The organism is Candidatus Bipolaricaulis anaerobius, from assembly GCF_900465355.1.
Lineage (GTDB): Bacteria > Bipolaricaulota > Bipolaricaulia > Bipolaricaulales > Bipolaricaulaceae > Bipolaricaulis > Bipolaricaulis anaerobius.
In genome coordinates this window covers 565951-585577 of sequence record NZ_LS483254.1, presented here as the reverse complement: position 1 = coordinate 585577, position 19627 = coordinate 565951, and the positions used below count along the sequence as shown (strand labels likewise).

Below are 19627 nucleotides of genomic sequence, written 5' to 3'. Positions count from 1 at the left end.
AAGCGCGGTGCGGAGGGTGAACCGGCGGCGAGGATGGGCACTGCTCGTGGCGGCGGGGACGCTGTGCTCCGTCTCCGGGTGCTTCTACGCCGAACCCGAGGCCTACGTCCGCTCGTTCGCCTGGGAGTCGGATGGCACGTCCTGGACCTGGGAGTTCCGCATCCCCACGGACCTGTATGCGCTCTACCGTCGCCAGACCCATCGGCCGTGGTGCAGCGATGAGAGTTGCGATTGGTATCGGTACGTGACTGATCCCAACGACGATGCCTATGTCGAAGCTCTGGCTGCGGAGTTGGCCCGGGTGATGGGGGAGCGCTACACCGCCGGGCAACTCTACCACCAAACCCTCCAGTTCACGCTCGACTTCGTGACGGCCGCCATCCCCTACACGAAGGATCAGCCGGCGGAATGGCCAAAGTATCCCATCGAAACCCTGGTCGAGGGGCATGGGGACTGCGAGGACACAGCGATCCTCTACACGTCCCTGGTGCGGCCGCTCGGCTACGGGGTCCACTTGATCCTCCTCGCGCACCATGCGGCGGCCGCCGTGGAGGTCCACCCCTCGTTCATCGAGAACGCGCCCTACGAAGTCGGCTACTACACCTACGCCGGCAAGTACTACGTATTCTGCGAGACGACGGGAGACCCGGAGACCTCGGGGTACTTCCCGGTGGGGTACCTCCCTCCCGCGGTCCGCGATGAGTTCCTCTCGGGTCAGTGGTTCTTCTACGACCTACGGCTGGGGGCGGCGAGCCATGCGACCGCCGAGCTCAGCACCCCCACTGCGAACCGGACCGATCCCGACTGGCTACGGTGGACGGAACTGCCGTAGGGGACAGCGCTCCGCGGTGACGGGCCTCCCTGGCTGGGAGAGAGGGATTCGAACCCCCACTAACGGGTCCAGAGCCCGTCGGCCTACCGTTAGCCGATCTCCCAGTGCCCGCGCATTCTAGCCCCCCCTCCCCCGACGGGCAACCGTTGCGTTCCCGATTCGATCCTCGGTACAATGGTCCGATGGGACGGCGCGGGCCGTGTGCCGCTGGAACGTTCTACCCCGCCGATCCGCGGCGGCTGCGCGAGGAGATCGAGGCCGCCGTGGGGCGAGGCCCCTCGACCTTGACCACCCAGGCGCTGACGAATCCCGTGGGGGCGATCCTCCCCCACGCCGGGTACCGTTACTCGGGCGCGGTGGCGGGAGCGGGATACCGGGCGCTCGCGCGGCTCGGGCAGCCGGAGGCGGCGATCATCCTCGGCACGAACCACACCGGGCTCGGCGGGCCGATCACGGTCGCGGAACCGGGGGCCTGGGAGACCCCGCTCGGGGAGGTGCCCGTGCCTGCCCACCTCTCCCGCGAGGTTGCGGAGGCCCTCGGCGCTGACCAGAACGATGTTCCTTTCACCGATGAGCACTCGGTGGAGGTCCAGCTCCCGTTCCTCCGGTACCTGTTCCCCGCACTGCCCGTCGTCCCGGTGGTGGTCCACCCCCTGAGCGTGGCGAGGTCCAAAGCAGCCGGCGCGGCACTGGGAAGGCTCATCGCCCACCGGCCGCTCCTCCTCATCGCGTCGAGCGACTTCACCCACTACGAGCCGGACCCGGTGGCACGGGAGAAGGACCGCCGGGCCCTCGTCCCGATCCTGAACCTGGATGTGGACGGGTTCTACGACGCGGTGCTCCGCTACCGGATCTCGATCTGCGGCGTGGGGGCGATCGCCCTCCTCCTCGTCGCGGCGCGGGAGGCGGGGCTGCTGGGGGCAGCGCTCCTCGACTACCGCACGTCGGGCGAGGTGGGGGGACACCTCGACCAGGTGGTGGGGTACGCGGCGGTGCTCTTCCAGCGGGTGGACGATGTTGCGTAGCATGACCGGGTTCGGCCGGGCGCGGGCCACGCGCGGCGAGTACGCCGTGCAGGTGGACCTGCGCAGCCTCAACCACCGCTTCCTCGAGGTCCGCGTGCGCGGGCTCGCCGAGTTGCCCCTCCTCGCCCAGAGGTGCGAGGAGCGCCTGCGGGACGCATTCGTACGGGGCTCACTCGAACTCCACGTGCGGTGGGAGAGCGGGAGCCGCCCGAAGCAGCTCGGGCTCGACGCGGCCCGCCAGTACCTCCACGACCTATCCCGACTCCAACAGGAGCTCGGCCTCGCGGACCGGCCCACCCTCGCCCACCTCCTCTCCCTCGGCGTGTTCGCGGAGGCGGCGCCGGAGGAGGAGGAGATGTGGCCCGTCGTGGACGAGGCCTTGGGCCAGGCGATCGAGGCGGTGGTGGCGGCACGGGAGAGCGAGGGGGAGTCGCTCCGGGCGGCGCTCGCCCGCGAGGCGGAGCTCCTCCAGGCGGCGATCGCGGACGCGGAGCGCCTCGCCCCCCACGCCCTCGACGAGGCCCAGGGACGGATCAGGGCCCGGATCGAGGAGCTCGGGCTCGACCCTGACCCAGCACGGATCGCGACCGAGCTCGTCCTGTGGGCGGAGCGGAGCGACGTGCGCGAGGAGCTGGACAGGCTCCAGAGCCACCTCGCCCGGTTCGCGGACCTCCTTGACTCCGACCTCCCGCTGGGGCGGGAGATCGAGTTCCTCGCCCAGGAGATGGGGCGCGAGGCGGGCACGCTTTCCGCCAAGGCCCGATCCGTGGACCTCGCTCAGGCGGCGGGCCAGATCCGCCTCGCGGTGGAGCGGATCCGGGAACAGGCCCGGAACGTGGAATGAGGGACTTCCTCCCCACGGGCTGGGATGTGCAGGGGGGGCACGGGATCGCCCTCGTGATCGCCGGCCCGTCGGGGGCGGGGAAGTCGTCGGTCATCGCTGCCCTCCTACGCCGCGATCCGTCCCTCGTGTTCTCCGTGTCCGCGACGACCCGCCCCCCCCGTCCCGATGAGGCCGACGGCCGCGACTACACGTTCGTGTCGGACGCAGCCTTCGACCGGATGATCCGTGCCGGGGAGCTCCTCGAGTGGACCACGTACCAGGGACATCGGTACGGGACCCCGCGGGCCGCGGTGGTGGGCCCGCTCGCGGCAGGGCGCGATGTGGTGATCAACGTCGAGGTGAGGGGGGCGCTCGCCCTGCGCCGGTCCGGGCTCCCCCACCCGGTGGTCCTCGTGTTCATGGTCCCCCCCAGCCGGGATGAGCTCGTGCGGCGCATCCGCAGCCGCGGCACGGAGTCCGCCGACGCGCTTGCCGCCCGGCTCGCGATCGCCGAAGAGGAGGTCCGCCACATCCCGGAGTTCGATTACCTGGTGGTGAACGACCGCCTGGAGGAAGCGGTGGAACGGGTGGAGGCGATCCTCGTCGCGGAACGATCCCGGATCCGACGATGCTCGCCCTAGGCGTGGATCTCGTGGAGGTGGACCGCATCTCCGCCCTCATCGAGCGGCGCGGGGCGCCCCGGCTGCGGCGCCTGTTCACCGAAGCTGAACTCGCCTACGCCCTCTCCTCCCCCCGGCTCACCGCGCAGCGGCTGGCAGCGCGGTTCGCGGCCAAGGAGGCGTTCCGCAAGGCCCTCCGCCGGCCCGTGCCGTTCCACGAGATCGAGGTGGTCGTGGACCGCGAACGGCCCTGCCTCGCCTGGCAGGGCCGCTTCTACCCCGTCTCCCTCACCCACACCGCCCGCTACGCGGCGGCGGTGGTCGTGATCGAGCCTACTCCCCCTCCTCCTCCTCCGTCAGCCCCTTCAGCCTCTCCCGGAGCGTGAACGTCTCGCGGCCGGCCTGGGGGGTGAGGAACCTATCCTTCTCCGCGTCCTCCACTTCCTCGGCGATCTTCTTGATCGAGAGCCGCACCTGGCGCTTGGACTCGTTGATCCCGATGATCTTCGCCGACACCTCTTGCCCGAGGCGGAGGGCCTCCGATGGGCTGGCGATCCGGTCCGGCGAGATCTCGGACACGTGGATCAGCCCCTCCACGGCCGGGGTGAGGCGCACGAACGCCCCAAAATCCTTGATCTGGGTGATCGGCCCCGACACGATGGATCCCACCGAGTACTGTTCGAGGAACTCCTCCCACGGATCCTGCTGCAGCGCCCGCAACGACAGGCTGATCCGGCGCTCCTCCTCGTCCACCTTGAGCACGATCGCCCGCACGGTCTGCCCCGGCGCGAGGACTTCCTTCGGATGCCCGACCCGCTGCCAGGAGATCTCCGAGATGTGGATGAGGCCCTCCACCCCCTGCTCGAGCTCCACGAACGCCCCGAAGTCGGTGACGTTCGTGACCTTGCCCTCGACGAGGGCGCCCCGCGGGTAGCGGTGGCCGACGTCGTCCCACGGATCGGGCAGCGCCCGGCGCAGGGACAGGCTGATCCTTTTGCGGTCCGCGTCCACGGCCAGGACCACCACTTCCACCTCATCGCCCTCGGTCACGACGTCTTTCGGGTGCTTGGGGGTGGTCCAGGAGAGCTCGGAGATGTGGACGAGGCCTTCCACATCCTCCTCCAGCTCCACGAACGCCCCGAAGTCGGTCACGGACACGACCTTCCCCTTGACGCGCGCCTTCGGGGGGTAGCGCTCGGCGATCCCCTGCCACGGATCGGGGCGCAGCCGCTTCATGGAGAGCGAGATCCTCCCCTCCTCCCGGTCCGCCTCGAGGACCATCACCTGCACCTTCTGGCCGGGCGCGAACTTGTCGGGAGGTGGTACGGGCACGTCCTTCCAACAGATCTCGGTGCGGTGAACGAGGCCGTCGTGGCCCCCCACGTCCACGAACACCCCGAAGTCCACCACGCTCTTCACCGTCCCCTCGACCACCGTCCCCGGGGTGAGGGAGGCGAACAGCGCGTCCCGCTCCTTCTCCTCAAGCTCCTTGAGGAACTCGCGGCGGGAAACGACGATGTTCCGGTTGCGGCGGGAGAACTCGATGATGCGGAACTCGAGGTCCTTCCCCTTCAGGCGCTCGATCTTGGTGGAGATGCCCTTGCCGAGGTGGGAAGCAGGAAGGAAGGCGCGGATCCCCCCTAGGCTGACGTTGTACCCCGCCTCCCCCACCTCATCGAGGATCACGCCGGAGACGGAGGCACCCGTCTTGTAGGCCCGTTCGAGTTCGCCATACCGCTTGGAGAGGTAAGCCTGGCGCTCGGAGATGTACACCGTGCCGTTTTCCTCATCGATGTAGGTGATGAGGACCTCGATCTCCTCGCCCGGTTGGGCCACCTCGTGGTGGGGCGCCAGTTCGCGCTTGGGGAGGATGGCCTCGGACTTGTACCCGATGTCCACGAGGATGTCCTGGCCCGCTTCCTGAACCACACGGCCCCGCACCGTGTCCCCGCGGCTGAACAGCCGCACGTCGCTCTCGTCGAGCGCCTCCTCCATCTGGATCCACTCCACCATCCGCCACCACCTCGTTGGTTTCCCCGTGTTCGGGCCCGCTACTTCTCCGCACTCCACGGCGAACCCCCGCTGGGTAAACACGTCGATCATATCGCCCCGTTAGGGCGGGCTCAAATCACGTCGCCCGGATGAGTTCCATCAACCGCTCCGTGAGGAGGCGGTAGCGCTCGGAACGGGAAAGATCGGGGGGAAGGCCGCGGCCGAGCTCGCCCACCGTGACCGGGGCGCCGATCCGCACCTCGATCCGGGGGAAGCGCACCGGGACCCGGAGGAACCGCGCCGGCGGGTACGGGCCCCGGGCCACGAGGTTCACGGGGATCAACGGGCGGCCCAGGCGCTCCGCGAACCGGATGGCGCCCGCCTTCGGCTCTGCACCGGGCCGGGTCGTCCCCTCGGGGAAGATCCCGAGAAGGCGGGCGCGGCTCGCCGCCGCGAGCGCGCGGCGGTAATCCTCGACCCCGAACGACTCCCGATCGATCGCCACCGCGAACCCCCACACAAACGGGGCGAACAACGGATTATGCAACAGCCCTTCCCGGGCGAGGAACGTAATGCGGCGGAACGGGCCGCAGGCCACGCAGAGGAGGAGGATGTCCCAGTACGAACGGTGGGGGGCGACGAGGATCCCCCGTCCGCTGAGGGCTTCCCTCCCGCGGACGGACAGGCGGAAGAGCACCGCCACGATCGGCCCGACGAGGAGGACGAGGAACCCGTAGGCGAGATCGCGGACCCGATCAGCGAGCCAGCTGCGCACGGCGCTCCTCGACCAGCCGCAGGACAGAGGCCAGCACTTCCTCGGGGGTCCTCCCCGTGGTGTCCACCACCACCGCATCGGGGGCCGCCCGGAGGGGGGAGTCCGGCCGGGTCGAGTCCCGCTCGTCCCGCCGCCGGATCGCAGCGAGGACGTCCGCGAACTCCCCCCCATGCTCGGCGAGGCGCCGCCGCGCCCGCTCCTCGTCGGTCGCCCAGAGGAAGATCTTCAGCTCAGCATCGGGGAGGACCACCGTCCCGATGTCCCGCCCCTCCATCACCACGTCCCCGTGCGCCGCGATCCGGCGCTGGATCTCGACGAGGCGCTGCCGGACCCGCCCGTTCAGGGCGAGCTGGGAGGAGAGCTCATCGAGGTCGGGGTGCGTAAGGAGATCCGTCACATCCTCCCCGTCAAGGTAGATCCGGCCTCCCGCCCCCACCGCGATCTCCAGGCGCTCGACCGGAATCCCGCGTTGGTGGGCGAGGGCCGCCGCGCGGTACATCGCGCCGGTGGGGACGAACAGGTACCCGAGCTCCTCGGCGAGGGAACGGGCGAGGGTTGTCTTCCCCGCCGCCGCCGGCCCGTCAATGGCGATCCTCATGCCCGGATACGGTACCCCGACCGAATCGGGGACGCAACGAGCAGTTCCCCCTCCACGTCGGGCCGGATCCTCCGCCGCCCCGCCGCGGCGGCCGACCGGCTGGGAAAGGGGGCGAACAGGGCCGAACCGGACCCCGTCATCCCCACCCCGCCCGGGGCGACCCGGGCAAGGAGGTCCCGCCACCGTCGGAGCTCGGGGAAGAGATGGACCGCAGCCGGCCAGAGGTCGTTCGGGAACCCCGGCCCCGGCACGGGCTCCGTCCGCGGGGACAGGGGGAGATCCAGCTCGTCGAACGCCCGGTACACGTCCGGGGTCGGAGAGCGGAAGGGGGGGACGAGGATCAGGAACGCAGCCGGAATGGGGATCGCGACGGGCTTCACCCTCTCCCCGATCCCCTCCAGCCACGCTGGGCCCGGCCCGAGGAAGAACGGGACGTCCGCCCCGAGCGTGATCCCGATCGCCGCAAGCTCCTCCCACGTCCTCCCGAGGGAGAGGAGCTCGTTCACCCCTGCCAGGACCGCCGCCGCATCCGCGCTCCCCCCGCCAAGGCCCGCCCCCGCGGGGATCCCCTTCTCGATCTCGATCCTCACCCCCGGTTCCCCCGCAGGAAGGAGGGCGTGCGCCGCGCGGAGGGCGAGGTTCCGTTCCGGGGGACCGAGCTCGGGCGGGGCGCGGAGGGTCACCCCCTCGGCGGCGCGGGTCAGGGTGATCCGGTCCGCGAGGTCCACCGCCGTGACCAAGGACTGGAGCTCGTGGTAGCCATCGGCCCGCCGGCCGACCACCCTCAGGGTCAGGTTGAGCTTGGCGTAGGCGAGGACCTCCACACCACCCTCCCCCGCGCGACGACGGCCTGCCCCAGGTTCTGCCCGATCCAGTACGGGATTTCCTCGTACGATGCGGCGTCCCACACCACGAGATCGGCCTGCTTCCCCGGCTCGAGCGATCCCACCTCGTTGGCGAGGCCGATCGCCGCCGCCGCGTTGAGCGTGGCCGCGACAAGGGCCTCCGCGGGGCTCATCCCCATCCGGAGGACGGCGAGCGAGAGGATGAGCGGGAGCGACGCGACGGGGGACGAGCCGGGGTTGAAGTCCGTGCCCAAGGCCACGGGCACCCCGGCTCCGATGAGTTTCCTCGCCGGGGGATAGGGTTCGTCGAGGAGGAAGGCCGTGGCCGGGAGGAGCACCGCGATCGTCCCCGACCTGGCGAGGCTGGCGATCCCCTCCTCCGAGACGTGGAGGAGGTGCTCGGCCGAAGTGGCGGCGAGCTCAGCGGCGAGCTCGGCCGCCCCCACCCCGGAAAGCTCATCGGCGTGGACCTTCACCCCCAGGCCGGCGGCCCGCGCCGCGCGGAGGATCGTTCGGGCCTCCACCACGGTGTAGAACCCCTGGTCACAGAACACGTCGCAGAACCTGGCCAACCCATCCCCCGCGACGGTGGGGATCATCTCCTCCACCACCCGGCGGATGTACTCCTCCCGGGGGATCTCTGGGGGGAAGGCGTGGGCGCCCAGGAACGTGGGGACGACCGTCAGGGGGAGCTCCTCCCCCAGGCGGCGGATCGCCCGCAGGAGCTTGAGCTCAGCTTCCAGGGTCAGGCCGTAGCCGGACTTGATCTCAACCGTCGTCGTCCCAAGCTCGAGCACGCGCATGAGCCTCGGCCGGGCGAGCCGGACGAGCTCCCCCTCCGGCGCCTCCCGCACCGCCTGGACGGTGGTGAGGATCCCCCCGCCCGTGTACCTCTCCCCCTTGGCACGGGCCAAGAATTCCTGGACCCTGTTCCCGGCGAACACGGCGTGGGTGTGGGGGTCCACCAGTCCCGGGGTCACCGTCCGGCCCTCGGCATCGAGGGTTGGGCCGGCGAAGCGGGGCCACCGTCCCTCCCCCACCTCGGCGATCCGCCCGTCCTGGACGAGCACGTAGGCATCGCGGACCAGAGTCAGCTCCCCCTGCCCTGCCCCCCCCTTGGGCTCCCGGCCGACCGGGGTCGCGAGCTCGCCGATCCCGTACACGAGGAGGTCCATGCGGGGAGTATACCCACCGGCATCGCTCCCCCGTACGGAACGGCTATACTGGGCGACCGTGATCGAGCTCGATGGCCATCTCACGCCCCAGGACGCGGAGGCGATCATCCTCGCGGGGACCCCGATCGCCCTCGCCCCATCCGTGCGGGCGAAGGTTGGGGCTTCGCACCGGGCGCTCCTCGCGATCCTCGGCCGCGGAGAGCCCGTGTACGGGATCAACACGGGGTTCGGCGCCTTGTCCACGGTGCGGATCCCGGAACCGGACCTGGCCCGGCTCCAGAGGAACATCGTCCTCTCCCACGCCACGGGGGTCGGCGCGCCCCTCCCCGACCCGCTCGTGCGGGGGATGCTCCTCTTCCGCCTGAACTCGTTCCTCCAGGGGGCGTCGGGCGTGCGGCCGGAGCTCGTGGACCTCCTCGTGGGGCTCCTCAACGCGGGGGTGCACCCCATCGTCCCCGAGCAGGGCTCGGTTGGCTCGTCGGGGGACCTCGTGCCGCTCGCCCACCTCGCCCTGCCCCTCCTCGGGGAGGGACGGGCCCGCCTCCACGGGGAGGAGCTCCCTGGGGCGGAGGCCCTGCGCCGGGCCGGCCTCGCCCCGCTCCCGGAGCTCGCCCCCAAGGAGGGCCTCGCCCTTCTCAATGGGACGTCCTACATGCTCGCCTCCCTCTTCCTCTCCTGGACTATGGGCTGGCGGGCTTTCCAGGCCGGGCTCTCCTGCGCCGCCCTCTCCTTCCAGGCCCTCCGCGGGAGGACGGAGGCCCTCGATGCCCGGATCCACGCGGCGCGGCCCCACCCCGGGCAGGTCCAGGTCGCCTCCTGGCTGCGGGAGCTCCTCGCCGGGAGCGCCCTCACCGACTCCCCCAACGAGGACGTGCAGGACCCGTACTCCCTGCGCTGCCTGCCCCAGCTCCTCGGGCCGGTGGTGGAGACCCTGTGGGCGGTGGAGGGGCGGCTGCGGGTGGAGATGAACGCGGCCACGGATAACCCGCTCCTCCTCCCCGAGGGGGGCGGCACGGCCCTCGCCGGGGGGAACTTCCACGGGGAGATCCTCGCCTTCGCCGCGGAGTGGCTGGGGATCGCACTGGCGGAGCTCGGGGCATCGTGCGAGCGGCGGCTGGCGGTCCTCCTCACCTCCGAGGGGAGGGGGCTCCCCCCGTTCCTCTCCCCGGAACCCGGGACGAGCTCAGGGCTCATGCTCCTCCAGTACACTGCAGCCGCCCTCGCTGCGGAGAACAAGGTCCTCGCCCACCCCGCCGCGGTGGACTCGATCCCCACGTCGGGGGGGAAGGAGGACCACAACGCGATGGGGGCGACGTCGGCCTGGAAGACCGGCCGCATCGCGGAGAACGTGCTCTCCCAGGTCGCGCTGGAGGGCGTGGCCGCGCGGTGGGCGGTGGCCCTCGCCGGGGAGGAGGACCTCTCGCCAGCGAGCCGGCCCCTCTACGCCGTTCTGGCCGAGCTCGTCCCCCCGCCGGGCGAGGACCGCTACGTGGGCGACGCGATCGGGCGGGTCCGTCACGCGATCCAGGAAGGAAGGTTGAACCCAACATGAGCTACCGGACCGGCACCGTGGCCGTGGTGGGCCGGACGAACGTGGGGAAGTCCACGTTCATCAACGCCGCCCTCGGACGGAAGGTCGTCATCGTCTCCCCGCGGCCCCAGACGACGCGCAACCGCATCCGCTGCATCCTCACCACCCCCGAGGCCCAGGTCGTGTTCGTGGACACGCCGGGGCTCCACCCACCGGTGAACAAGCTCTCCGCCCACCTCCAGCGGGAGGCGCTGCGCTCGCTCGCAGGCCTCGACGCGGTCGCGTACATGGTCGAGCCGAGCGGGAAGGTGGATCCCTATGACGAGCTCATGCTCCCCAAGATCCAAACCCTCCCCTGCCCGAAGGTCCTCCTCGTCAACAAGAGCGACCAGGCACGGGGCAACACCCTCCCCGAGACCCTGCTCGCCTACGATCGCCTGGAGATGTTCAACGACATCGTGCCCATCTCGTCCACGAAGGGCACGAACCTCGACCGGGCCCTCGCCGTGATCATCGGCCACCTCCCGGAAGGAACGCCGGCGTACGAGCAGGGCACGACCACCGACCGCCCGCTCGCGTTCGTGGCGGCGGAGGTGGTGCGGGAGAAGGTGTATGCGGAGACCTACCAGGAACTCCCCTACGCCACCGCGGTGGCCGTGGAGGAGATCGCGGAGCGGGAGGCCCCGCCCCTGACCTCCGTCTACGCCACGATCATCGTCGCCAAGGAGTCACAGAAGGCGATCGTCATCGGGAGCCGGGGGGCGAAGCTGAAAGAGATCGGGACCCAGGCCCGGGTGGACCTCGAGCAGCTCCTCGGCCACCAGGTGTTCCTCTCCCTCCACGTCAAGGTGAAGCCGAAGTGGACGGAGGACGAGGATGAGGTGGCCCGCCTCACCGGCGACTGACCCCTCGGGTAAGATCGCCCCCGTGCCCAGCGATATGGCCGAACCGGTGGACTTCATCCGCGAGATCATCCGCGACGACCTCGCCGCGGGGCGGTTCGACCGGGTTCACACCCGGTTCCCCCCCGAGCCGAACGCCTACCTCCACATCGGCCACGCCCAGGCGATCCTCCTCAACTACGGGATCGCCCAGGAGTTCGGGGGGAAGTTCAACCTCCGCTTCGACGACACGAACCCGGAGAAGGAGAGCGAGGAGTACGTGGCAGCGATCAAACGGGATGTCCGCTGGCTGGGCGCGGATTGGGAGGATCGCGAGTTCTATGCCTCCGATTACTTCGAGCAGCTCTACCAATGGGCCGAGGAACTGATCCGTAAGGGGGTGGCTTACGTGTGCGACCTATCCCCGGAGGAGCTGAGCCGGACGCGCGGCCAGCCGATCCGGGATGGGGAGAGGATCATCACCCCTCCCGGCGTGGACAGCCCGTACCGCAACCGATCCGTGGAGGAGAACCTCGACCTCTTCCGCCGGATGAGGGCCGGGGAGTTCCCGGAAGGGTCCCGCACCCTGCGCGCCAAGATCGACATGGCCCACCCGAACCTCAACATGCGCGATCCTGTCCTGTACCGAATCCTTCACGCCCGCCACCACCGAACGGGGGACACGTGGTGCATCTACCCAAGCTACGATTGGGCGCACGGCCAGTCGGATTCGATCGAGGGGATCACCCACTCCATCTGCACGCTGGAGTTCGAGAACCACCGCCCGCTCTACGACTGGTTCCTCGACCAGCTCGGCGTCCACCATCCCCGCCAGATCGAGTTCGCCCGCCTCAACCTGACCTACACCGTGATGAGCAAGCGGCTCCTCCTCCGCCTCGTCCAGGAGGGACACGTGCGGGGGTGGGACGATCCGCGGATGCCCACGCTCGCCGGGATCCGCCGCCGCGGCTACACCCGGGAGGCGATCGCGGACTTCGTCCGCCGGATCGGGGTCTCCAAGGCGGAGAGCATCCGCGAGATCGAACTCCTCGAGCACTGCCTGCGGGACGACCTCAACAAGCGCGCCCCGCGGCGGATGGCCGTCTTGGAGCCCGTGAGGCTCGTCGTCACGAACTACCCGGAGGGGAAGGTGGAGGGGTTCGACGCGGTGAACAACCCCGAGGACCCCTCGTACGGGACGCGCAAGGTCCCGTTCTCGCGGGAGCTGTGGATCGAGGAGGAGGACTTCCGGGAGGACCCGCCGCCCGGGTTCTTCCGCCTCGCCCCGGGGCGGGAGGTGCGGCTGCGGTACGCGTACCTCGTCCGGTGCACGGGCGTCGTGAAGGATCCCTCCGGCCGGGTGGTCGAGGTGCACTGCACCTACGATCCGGCCACACGCGGCGGCGATGCCCCGGATGGGCGGAAGGTGAAGGCGACCCTGCACTGGGCCTCCGTGCCCCACGCCGTGGACGCCGAGGTCCGCCTCTACGACCGCCTGTTCACGGTCCCCGATCCGCTCGACGTCCCGGAGGGAGAGGATTGGATCGGGAACCTAAACCCTGACTCCCTCGTCGTCCTCAGGGGGTGCAAGCTCGAGCCGTGCCTGGGGGAGGCGCAGGCCGGGGAGCGGTTCCAGTTCGAGCGGAAGGGGTACTTCTGCGTCGACCAGGATACCAGGCGCGGCCTCCCCGTGTTCAACCGCATCGTGACCCTCCGCGATACCTGGGCCAAGCTTCAGGGCAAGCTGGAGGAGCGTCCAAGGGCCACCCGGCGCGCGTGGCCGACCTAGGGCTTCCCCGCCTTGCAAAGCCGCTGGCATCCCCTAACATCGCGCGGGGGTAGGGCACGAACGCCCCACCTCACCAAGGGAGGGAACGCATGGTGACCGGCGAAGTAGCCAGCTTGAACCCGTTTCTGATCGCCCAGCGTCAGCTCGATGAGGCGGCGGGGGTGCTCAAGCTGGACCGCGGCCTACACGAGCTCCTACGCTGGCCGCTCCGGGAATTCCACGTCCGGATCCCGGTGCGGATGGACAACGGGTCGGTGCGGGTGTTCGAGGGGTTCCGGGTCCAGTACAACAACGCCCGTGGCCCGTGCAAGGGCGGGATCCGGTTCGCCGCCGATGAGACGGTGGATACGGTACGGGCCCTCGCGGCGTGGATGACGTGGAAGACAGCGGTCGTGGACCTGCCGCTGGGGGGAGGGAAGGGCGGAATCGTGTGCAACCCCAAAGAGCTGAGCCCGGGGGAGCTCGAGCGCTTGTCGCGCGGGTACATCCGTGCCCTCGCCCCTGCGATCGGGGCCGATCGCGACGTCCCCGCCCCCGATGTCGGCACGAACCCCCAGATCATGGCGTGGATGCTCGACGAGTACGAGACGATCGTCGGCCACGCCGCGCCGGGGGTGATCACGGGGAAGCCCATCCCCCTCGGCGGATCCGCGGGGAGGACGGGCGCGACTGGGCTGGGGGTCGTGATCGCGATCCGCGAGGCGCTCGCCGCCCTGGGGATGGACCCGGCGTCCACCACCGCCTCGATCCAGGGGTTTGGGAACGTTGCCCAGTACGCCGCGATCCATTACCGGGAGGTGCTGGGGGGGCGGGTGCTCGCCGTCTCCTGCTGGGACCACAAGGACCGGCGGGCCTACACGTACACGAAGAAGGGCGGGATCGATCCGCGCTTCCTGCAGACGATCACGGACACCTTCGGCACCGTGGACCGCGCGAAGGCGGAACAGGCTGGGTACGAGGCCCTCGCCGGCGACGCCTGGCTGGGGCTGGACGTGGATGTCCTCATCCCCGCCGCGATGGAGAACGTGATCACGGCGGATACGGTGGGGCGGATCTCCGGTCGGGTGAAGATCCTCGCCGAGGCGGCCAACGGTCCGACCACCCCCGAGGCCGATCAGGTCCTGCAGAAGAAGGGGATCTACGTGATCCCCGACTTCCTCTGTAACGCGGGCGGGGTGACCGTCTCCTACTTCGAGCAGGTGCAGAATGCGTACAACTTCCACTGGGACGTGGCCGAGATCAACCGACGTTTGGATGAGAAGATGACAAAGGCCTTCCACGCCGTGCACGACGCGGCGAAGGAACACAAGGTCCCCAACCGCGTCGGCGCGTACCTCGTCGCGGTGGAGCGCGTGGCCGAGGCGGTCAAGCTGCGTGGCTGGGCGTAGGGGAAGCTCTGGGGTTGCGGGGGGTGCCCTGGTGGCACCCCCGTCATTTTGCGGCGAGGAGACGGCGGACGACCTCTCGCGCCGCGTCAAGGTCGGGGACTTCGTGGTACGCTGCGCCGGGGGGAAAGTAGGCCCGCATCCACTCCCGCGGCGCAACGAGGACCACCGCGTGGATCCCGGCCGCCACCGCGGCCTGGAGGTCGAAGTGGGAATCCCCGAGGACGAGGGCTTCCCCGGGGCTCAGCCCCAGCCGGGCGAGCGGACCGAGGAACGCCCCAGGATCGGGCTTGAGAGGTCCATCATCGCGCGTGACCACGAGGTCGAACGGGAGCCCGTGGCGGGCGAGGACGGCGTCCGTGCTCTCCCGGGAGTTGTTCGTGACGAGAACGGTCTTCACGCCGCTGAACCGCAGGAGGTCGAGGAGCTCGCGCGTCCCCGCTCGGAGGCAGCCCCGCTCGACCCCCTCCCGTTCCCGGGCCCGCAGGACCTCCACCGCCTCGGCCCGCCGGGACGGAGGCAGGTCCGCGATCCCATCGAGGATCGTGCGGCCGTCCAGGGGGAGCCCGAGTTCCTCCCGCACGGCCGTCATCCGGACCGGGGTCTCCCAGATCGTGCCGTCCATGTCGATGAGCGCTGCACGCAGGGGCATGGGCCCGATGGTACCCGCTCGGGGAGGGACGTTGGACCTACGGAGGCGGTCGGAGCGGCTCGGAGGAGCGCGGCCCAACGCCGGGGCGATCCTGGCGGAGGGAGTGGGATTCGAACCCACGGAGCTTTCGCTCACCGGTTTTCAAGACCGGCGGTTTCGTCCGCTCACCCATCCCTCCCTGGTAGAGGGCGCCGTGAATTCTCGCCACGTCCGGTGGAGCCCGCAACCGACCGCGGGAGAACCGTCTTCACCGGGCCTCCGCCGGCGATCCACGGCGCCTCCACAGGGCAATAGGTAGCGTTCCGTCATGCCGGTGATGCGAACCTGGACATCTTGGCTCGGCCTCGCGGTGGGCACCCTCGCCGTCCTGGCCGGGGCGACGGTGGCCCACGCCGCCGACCCCCCGTGCCCGGCCTCCCCGGTCCTCGTGGCAGGGATCGAGGTGGGGAACCACGTCGGGCAACGGGCGCCGGACTTCTCCCTTCCCGACTTCTCCGGGAACCCCGTGTACCTGTCCTCGTTCCGCGGCTGCCCGGTCCTCCTCGACTTCTGGGCCAGCTGGTGCAAGCCATGTCAGGTCTCGGTCCCGCTTCTAGAGTCCCTCCGCGAGAGGTACGCCCCGCGGGGGCTGAAGGTGATCGCGGTGAGCCTGGACTACCGCAAGGAAGACGCGACCCGGTTCCTAGAGGCCTACGGGTACCGCGGGTTCATCGCCCTGTGGGCTCCCTTCACTGAGGCGCGCGCCGTGGCCTACCTCTTCGGGATCCAGGCGATCCCCCGCACCGTGCTCCTCGACCGGCAGGGCATCATCCGTTTCATCGGCCCTCCCCAGGACCTGACCGACGCTCTCCTCTCCCCCTGGCTGTGAGAGGCGCTTGTGCCGACCGTGGCCGGGCACAACCCGCGCTGGCGGCCCTGGCCGGGTCCATCTACCGGGCCAACACCTGGGCCAGCTCGAAGAGCTCCGGGTCGAGCGCCTTTTGCCGCCCCGCGACCTCGGCAAGGGGGGTCGTCGTCACCCCTCCTCGGACCCACCCCACGAGGACCCCGTTCTCTCCGCGGGCGAGGGCGGCCACCGCTGCCGCGCCGAGGCGCGTGGCGAGCAGCCGGTCGTACGCCCCCGGCGCCCCTCCCCGCTGCACGTGGCCGAGGATCGTCACCCTTAGCTCGAACCCGAGCCGCTTCTCGTTCTCGTGGAAGTACTCGGCGAGCCGGGTCGCGTTGAGCTGCGCTCCCTCCGCCACCACGACGAGGGCGTGGCTCTTCCCCCGCTCGTAGGCCCCGCGCAGCTCGCGGGCGAGCGCCTCGGGATCCGTCTCCACCTCGGGGATGGCCACGGCCTCTGCCCCGCCGGCGATCCCCGCCATGAGGGCGAGGTAGCCGCAGTGGCGGCCCATCACCTCAACGAGGAACGCCCGGCCGTGGGAGGAGGCGGTGGTCTTGAGGCGGTCGATGGACTCCAGGGCCACGTTGAGGGCAGTGTCCACCCCAATCGTAACCTCCGAGCCGGCGAGGTCGTTGTCGATCGTGGACGCCACGCCGACGACGGGGAACCCCATCCGGGAGAGCTCGTAGGCGCCGGCTTGGGAGCCGTTCCCTCCGATCACGACCAGGGCCTCGATCCCCTGCCCGACGAGGGCGCGCAGTGCCCTCCGCCGGCCCTCCTCGGTGCGGAACTCCGGGCAGCGGGCGCTCCCGAGGATCGTCCCCCCGAGCTGGAGGATCCCCCCCACGTCCCGCGCCCCGAGGGGCACGATCTCCCCCCCGACGAGGCCGGCATAGCCCCGCCGCACCCCCCGAACTTCCCAGCCCCGCGCGACCCCCGTGCGGACCACGGCGCGGATCGCGGCGTTCATCCCCGGCGCGTCGCCCCCGCTCGTGAGAACGGCGATCCGCTTCATCGCGACGCCTTCTCCCGGATCCGCCGCGCGGCCAACACCCCGGTCACGGCGGCGAACACGATCCCCCGGGAGTGCCCCGACGCGTCCCCGGCCACGTAGAACCCGGGGAGGGCGGTCTCCATCCCCGGTCCGACCGCATAGCGGGTGTCGTAGAACTTGATCTCCGGGGCACAAAGGAGCGTCCCCTCCGCGGACAGGCCGGGGATGAGTCGGTTCAGGACGTCCACCGCCTCCACGATGTCCACCACCACGCGGTGGGGGAGGGCCATCGACACATCCCCGGGAGTGAACGACTCCAGGGTCGGCCGGACGGAGGCCCGCCGGATCCGGTCCAGCGTGGACCGCCGCCCCTGGGAGAGGTCCTTCAGCCGCTGCACGATCGGCTTCCCCCCGCCGATCGTCGTCGCCAGTTTCGCGATCGCGCGGCCGTACTCGGTCGTGTCCTCCACGGGGTCGGTGAGTTCGATGTGCACGAGGAGCGCGAAGTTCGTGTTCCCGCTCTTGCGTTCGTTTTCGGCGTGGCCGTTCACGAGCACGAACTCACCGTGGTCCTCCTGGACCACGAACCCGCGGGGGTTGGTGCAGAAGGTGCGCACCATGTCGTCGTAGGTCGGGGCGCGCACGCGCAGCTTGGCGTCGTACATCACCCGCTCGATCGGGTCGTAGAGCTCGGCCGGGAACTCCGCCCGCACCCCGACATCGAGCGGCCCAAACGAGGGACCGACCCCGAGCGACCGCGCCACCTCCCGCAGCCAGTACGCGCCGACCCGGCCTGGCGCAGCGAGGACGTACCGGGCCTCGATCTCCTTCCCCTCCACGACGACGGTGAACCGCCCGCCGCGGTGGCGGATCTCCTCGGCCGCCCTCCCGAGCTGGAACTCGACCCCCCGCGCCGCGAGGTCGCGGTAGATGGCGTCGATGACCTCCCGGATCCGCCCCGTGCCGATGTGGCGCTGGCGGCCGGCGATGAACTCCACGCCTGCCTGCGCCGCTGCTTTCTTCAGCTCGGCGAGCGCTTCGGGGTCCTCCCCCGAGTACTGGGCGGGCGCCCCATAACGGGTGAACGTGTCATCCACGTAGGCGATGAGGTCCTCCAGCTCGCCGACCGAGCACCCGATCGCCTCCGGATCGCCGCCGATGCGGGGGGTGAGGTTGAGCTTCCCATCGGAGAACGCGCCGGCTCCGCCCACCCCACAGGTGTTGCTCGTCCGCTCGCGCGGGGCGAGGCCCTTGTCCACGATGACCGTGGACAGGCCCGATCCCGCGAGCTCGAGGGCCGCGAACAGCCCAGCCGGCCCAGCTCCCACCACCACGACGTCGTACCGCACGCTCTCGCTCCTTGGGGTATCCTCCGGGGACCCACGCATCGTAGCCCGTGGGGAGGAGGGTGCAAGTGCGGATCGACGCGGGGGAGTACCGGGGGCAGAAGCTCGTGGGACCGCGGGGCGCGGGGATCCGGCCGCTGCGGGACCGGGTCCGCCTCGCCCTGTTCGACACCGTACGCGAGCTCGTGCCCGGGGCGCAGTTCCTCGACCTCTTTGCCGGGACGGGGGCGGTGGGGCTGGAGGCCCTCTCCCGCGGCGCGGCCCGCGCCGTGTTCGTGGACGGCTCGGATCAGGCGGTGCGGCTCATCCGCGAGAACATCCGGCGGCTGGGGTGCGCCACACGGGCGGAGGTAGTGGAGGCCGATGTCTTCACGGCGCTGCGGTCGCTCGCGCGAAAGGGGAAGGCGTTCGACCTCGTGTTCGTCGGCGCCCCGTATGGAAGCGGGCTCGCCGCCCGGACGGTCGCGGCGCTGGCCGAGCTCCGCCCCCTCCTCCCTGGGGCAGTGGTGGTGGCGGAGTCGTTCCACAAGGAGCCGCTGGCGGATCGGTACGGCCCCCTCGTCCTGGAGATACGGCGGGCCTACGGGGAGACGGTGCTCTCCCTGTACCGGTTTGTGCCTGAGGGCGGGGGAAGCTAGACTGAACGCCCGGAGGGGACGATGGAACGGCCGTTCATCCTGGTTACGAACGACGACGGGTACCTCTCGCCGGGGCTCCTCGCCCTGCGGAGGGCCCTCGCCACGGTCGGGGAGCCATGGGTGCTCGCCCCAGACCGGAACTGGTCCGCGGCATCGCGGACCCGCATCTTCCATAAGCCGCTGCGGTTCTCGAGCGCCCACCTCCCGGACGGGGAGGAGGTGCACGTCACGAACGGATCCCCGTCCGACTGCGTGCTCCTCGCCCTCCTCGGCCTCGCCCCGCGCCGGCCCGACCTCGTCGTGGCGGGGATCAACATGGGGGCGAACATCGGGCACGACGTGACCTACTCGGGCACGGTCGCCGCGGCGATGGAGGGGGCATCGGCGGGGATCCCGGCGATCGCCGTGTCCCTCGACCTCGGGCCCGACGAGGGGCGGGAAGGGAACCCAGACTACGAGAGAGCAGCGGCGCTCACGGCGCGGGTGGCGAGGCTGGCGTTGGCGGAGCGGGACGCGCTCGTCCGCACCCTCATCAACGTGAACGTGCCGCGCGGCGTGCCCAAAGGGGTCCGGGTCACCCGCCTCGGCGGCAAGATCTGGACCGACGACCTCGTGCGGGGCGAGGACCCCCGCGGCCGTTCCTACTACTGGCTGGCGGGCGAGATGCTCTCCTCCCCACCCGCAGGCGAGGAGGATACCGATGTGTGGGCGGTCCTGTCCGGGTACGTCTCGATCACCCCCCTCCACCTCGACCTCACTGCCTACGCCGTGCTCAACAAGCTGCGCCGGTGGGAGGAGGAGATCCGCGTCGGGGACGCGGCGTAGCCAGAGGGGCCCTAT

General features: G+C 70.6%; 20 protein-coding genes and 2 tRNA genes. 12 read left to right on the top strand and 10 right to left on the bottom strand.

From position 1 onward, the window contains the following. Nucleotides 1–7 precede the first annotated feature (7 nt). A complete protein-coding gene (locus BARAN1_RS02915) occupies nucleotides 8–832 on the top strand; it encodes a hypothetical protein (RefSeq protein ID WP_157959414.1) in 825 nt (274 codons plus the stop codon). 30 nt (nucleotides 833–862) lie between these two features. Here the strand turns inward: BARAN1_RS02915 and BARAN1_RS02910 are convergent. Next, nucleotides 863–936, bottom strand: a tRNA-Gln gene (locus BARAN1_RS02910). A gap of 78 nt (nucleotides 937–1014) precedes the next feature. Between BARAN1_RS02910 and amrB the strand changes: the two genes are divergently transcribed. Genes amrB through BARAN1_RS02890 form a run of 4 tightly spaced genes read left to right on the top strand, consistent with a single transcriptional unit; the run spans nucleotide 1015 to nucleotide 3686 of the window. Beyond that, nucleotides 1015–1857 carry an AmmeMemoRadiSam system protein B gene (gene amrB, locus BARAN1_RS02905; RefSeq protein WP_122030817.1) on the top strand — a complete coding sequence of 281 codons (843 nt, stop codon included), beginning with the start codon at nucleotides 1015–1017 and terminating at the stop codon, nucleotides 1855–1857. Between the two features lies 1 nt (nucleotide 1858). Then, nucleotides 1859–2701, top strand: coding sequence for a YicC/YloC family endoribonuclease (locus BARAN1_RS02900; RefSeq protein ID WP_157959413.1), 843 nt, complete (start codon nucleotides 1859–1861; stop codon nucleotides 2699–2701). After that, entirely contained in the window at nucleotides 2698–3321 is a 624-nt protein-coding gene (gene gmk, locus BARAN1_RS02895) for a guanylate kinase (protein ID WP_122030815.1), read from the top strand. Before BARAN1_RS02900 ends, gmk begins: the two co-directional genes overlap by 4 nt. Beyond that, nucleotides 3309–3686 (top strand): holo-ACP synthase, encoded by a 378-nt coding sequence (locus tag BARAN1_RS02890; protein WP_122030814.1) that lies wholly within the window; start codon nucleotides 3309–3311, stop codon nucleotides 3684–3686. Before gmk ends, BARAN1_RS02890 begins: the two co-directional genes overlap by 13 nt. On the opposite strand, the gene BARAN1_RS02885 is transcribed toward BARAN1_RS02890, so the two are convergent. From BARAN1_RS02885 to hutI, 5 genes are read right to left on the bottom strand one after another with little or no spacing between them, the layout of a single operon-like run. Beyond that, nucleotides 3634–5403, bottom strand: a complete 1770-nt coding sequence (locus BARAN1_RS02885) for a S1 RNA-binding domain-containing protein (protein ID WP_122030813.1) — start codon at nucleotides 5401–5403, stop codon at nucleotides 3634–3636. The two genes, BARAN1_RS02890 and BARAN1_RS02885, sit on opposite strands and share 53 nt — an antisense overlap. A 25-nt stretch (nucleotides 5404–5428) precedes the next feature. Next, nucleotides 5429–6067, bottom strand: a complete 639-nt coding sequence (locus BARAN1_RS06775) for a lysophospholipid acyltransferase family protein (protein WP_157959412.1) — start codon at nucleotides 6065–6067, stop codon at nucleotides 5429–5431. Continuing rightward, nucleotides 6048–6665 carry a (d)CMP kinase gene (gene cmk / locus BARAN1_RS02875; RefSeq protein ID WP_122030811.1) on the bottom strand — a complete coding sequence of 206 codons (618 nt, stop codon included), beginning with the start codon at nucleotides 6663–6665 and terminating at the stop codon, nucleotides 6048–6050. The genes BARAN1_RS06775 and cmk overlap by 20 nt, the downstream gene beginning before the upstream one ends. After that, a complete protein-coding gene (ispE, locus tag BARAN1_RS02870) occupies nucleotides 6662–7489 on the bottom strand; it encodes a 4-(cytidine 5'-diphospho)-2-C-methyl-D-erythritol kinase (protein ID WP_157959411.1) in 828 nt (275 codons plus the stop codon). Before ispE ends, cmk begins: the two co-directional genes overlap by 4 nt. Beyond that, a complete protein-coding gene (gene hutI / locus BARAN1_RS02865) occupies nucleotides 7456–8685 on the bottom strand; it encodes an imidazolonepropionase (protein WP_122030809.1) in 1230 nt (409 codons plus the stop codon). Before hutI ends, ispE begins: the two co-directional genes overlap by 34 nt. Here hutI and BARAN1_RS02860 point away from each other — a divergent pair. The 4 genes from BARAN1_RS02860 (at nucleotide 8684) to BARAN1_RS02845 (ending at nucleotide 14274) form a co-directional block, all read left to right on the top strand. Next, nucleotides 8684–10237, top strand: coding sequence for an HAL/PAL/TAL family ammonia-lyase (locus BARAN1_RS02860; RefSeq protein ID WP_122030808.1), 1554 nt, complete (start codon nucleotides 8684–8686; stop codon nucleotides 10235–10237). The genes hutI and BARAN1_RS02860 overlap by 2 nt on opposite strands. After that, entirely contained in the window at nucleotides 10234–11121 is an 888-nt protein-coding gene (era, locus tag BARAN1_RS02855; RefSeq protein WP_122030807.1) for a GTPase Era, read from the top strand. Before BARAN1_RS02860 ends, era begins: the two co-directional genes overlap by 4 nt. 34 nt (nucleotides 11122–11155) lie before the next feature. Then, complete coding sequence (locus tag BARAN1_RS02850) at nucleotides 11156–12886, top strand: glutamine--tRNA ligase/YqeY domain fusion protein (protein ID WP_122030806.1); 1731 nt, start codon at nucleotides 11156–11158, stop codon at nucleotides 12884–12886. Nucleotides 12887–12975: 89 nt separating this feature from the next. After that, nucleotides 12976–14274, top strand: coding sequence for a Glu/Leu/Phe/Val family dehydrogenase (locus BARAN1_RS02845; RefSeq protein ID WP_122030805.1), 1299 nt, complete (start codon nucleotides 12976–12978; stop codon nucleotides 14272–14274). Nucleotides 14275–14317: 43 nt separating this feature from the next. On the opposite strand, the gene BARAN1_RS02840 is transcribed toward BARAN1_RS02845, so the two are convergent. Next, the gene (locus BARAN1_RS02840; protein WP_122030804.1) at nucleotides 14318–14923 is read right to left on the bottom strand and encodes an HAD family hydrolase; all 606 of its coding nucleotides are present in this window, start codon (nucleotides 14921–14923) and stop codon (nucleotides 14318–14320) included. A gap of 92 nt (nucleotides 14924–15015) precedes the next feature. After that, nucleotides 15016–15101, bottom strand: a tRNA-Ser gene (locus BARAN1_RS02835). A gap of 129 nt (nucleotides 15102–15230) precedes the next feature. On the opposite strand from BARAN1_RS02835, the gene BARAN1_RS02830 reads away from it, so the two are divergent. Next, entirely contained in the window at nucleotides 15231–15791 is a 561-nt protein-coding gene (locus BARAN1_RS02830) for a TlpA family protein disulfide reductase (protein ID WP_122030803.1), read from the top strand. 61 nt (nucleotides 15792–15852) lie between these two features. Here BARAN1_RS02830 and pfkA read toward each other — a convergent pair whose 3' ends face one another. Both pfkA and BARAN1_RS02820 read right to left on the bottom strand, forming a co-directional pair. After that, nucleotides 15853–16824 (bottom strand): 6-phosphofructokinase, encoded by a 972-nt coding sequence (pfkA, locus tag BARAN1_RS02825; protein WP_122030802.1) that lies wholly within the window; start codon nucleotides 16822–16824, stop codon nucleotides 15853–15855. Continuing rightward, complete coding sequence (locus BARAN1_RS02820; protein WP_231944293.1) at nucleotides 16821–18152, bottom strand: NAD(P)/FAD-dependent oxidoreductase; 1332 nt, start codon at nucleotides 18150–18152, stop codon at nucleotides 16821–16823. The genes pfkA and BARAN1_RS02820 overlap by 4 nt, the downstream gene beginning before the upstream one ends. A 65-nt stretch (nucleotides 18153–18217) precedes the next feature. Between BARAN1_RS02820 and rsmD the strand changes: the two genes are divergently transcribed. Together rsmD and surE are read left to right on the top strand one after the other, a co-directional pair. Further along, on the top strand, nucleotides 18218–18787 hold the full coding sequence (gene rsmD, locus BARAN1_RS02815) for a 16S rRNA (guanine(966)-N(2))-methyltransferase RsmD (protein WP_157959410.1): 570 nt from the start codon (nucleotides 18218–18220) through the stop codon (nucleotides 18785–18787). Between the two features lie 21 nt (nucleotides 18788–18808). Next, complete coding sequence (gene surE / locus BARAN1_RS02810) at nucleotides 18809–19612, top strand: 5'/3'-nucleotidase SurE (RefSeq protein WP_122030799.1); 804 nt, start codon at nucleotides 18809–18811, stop codon at nucleotides 19610–19612. Nucleotides 19613–19627: the final 15 nt, after the last annotated feature.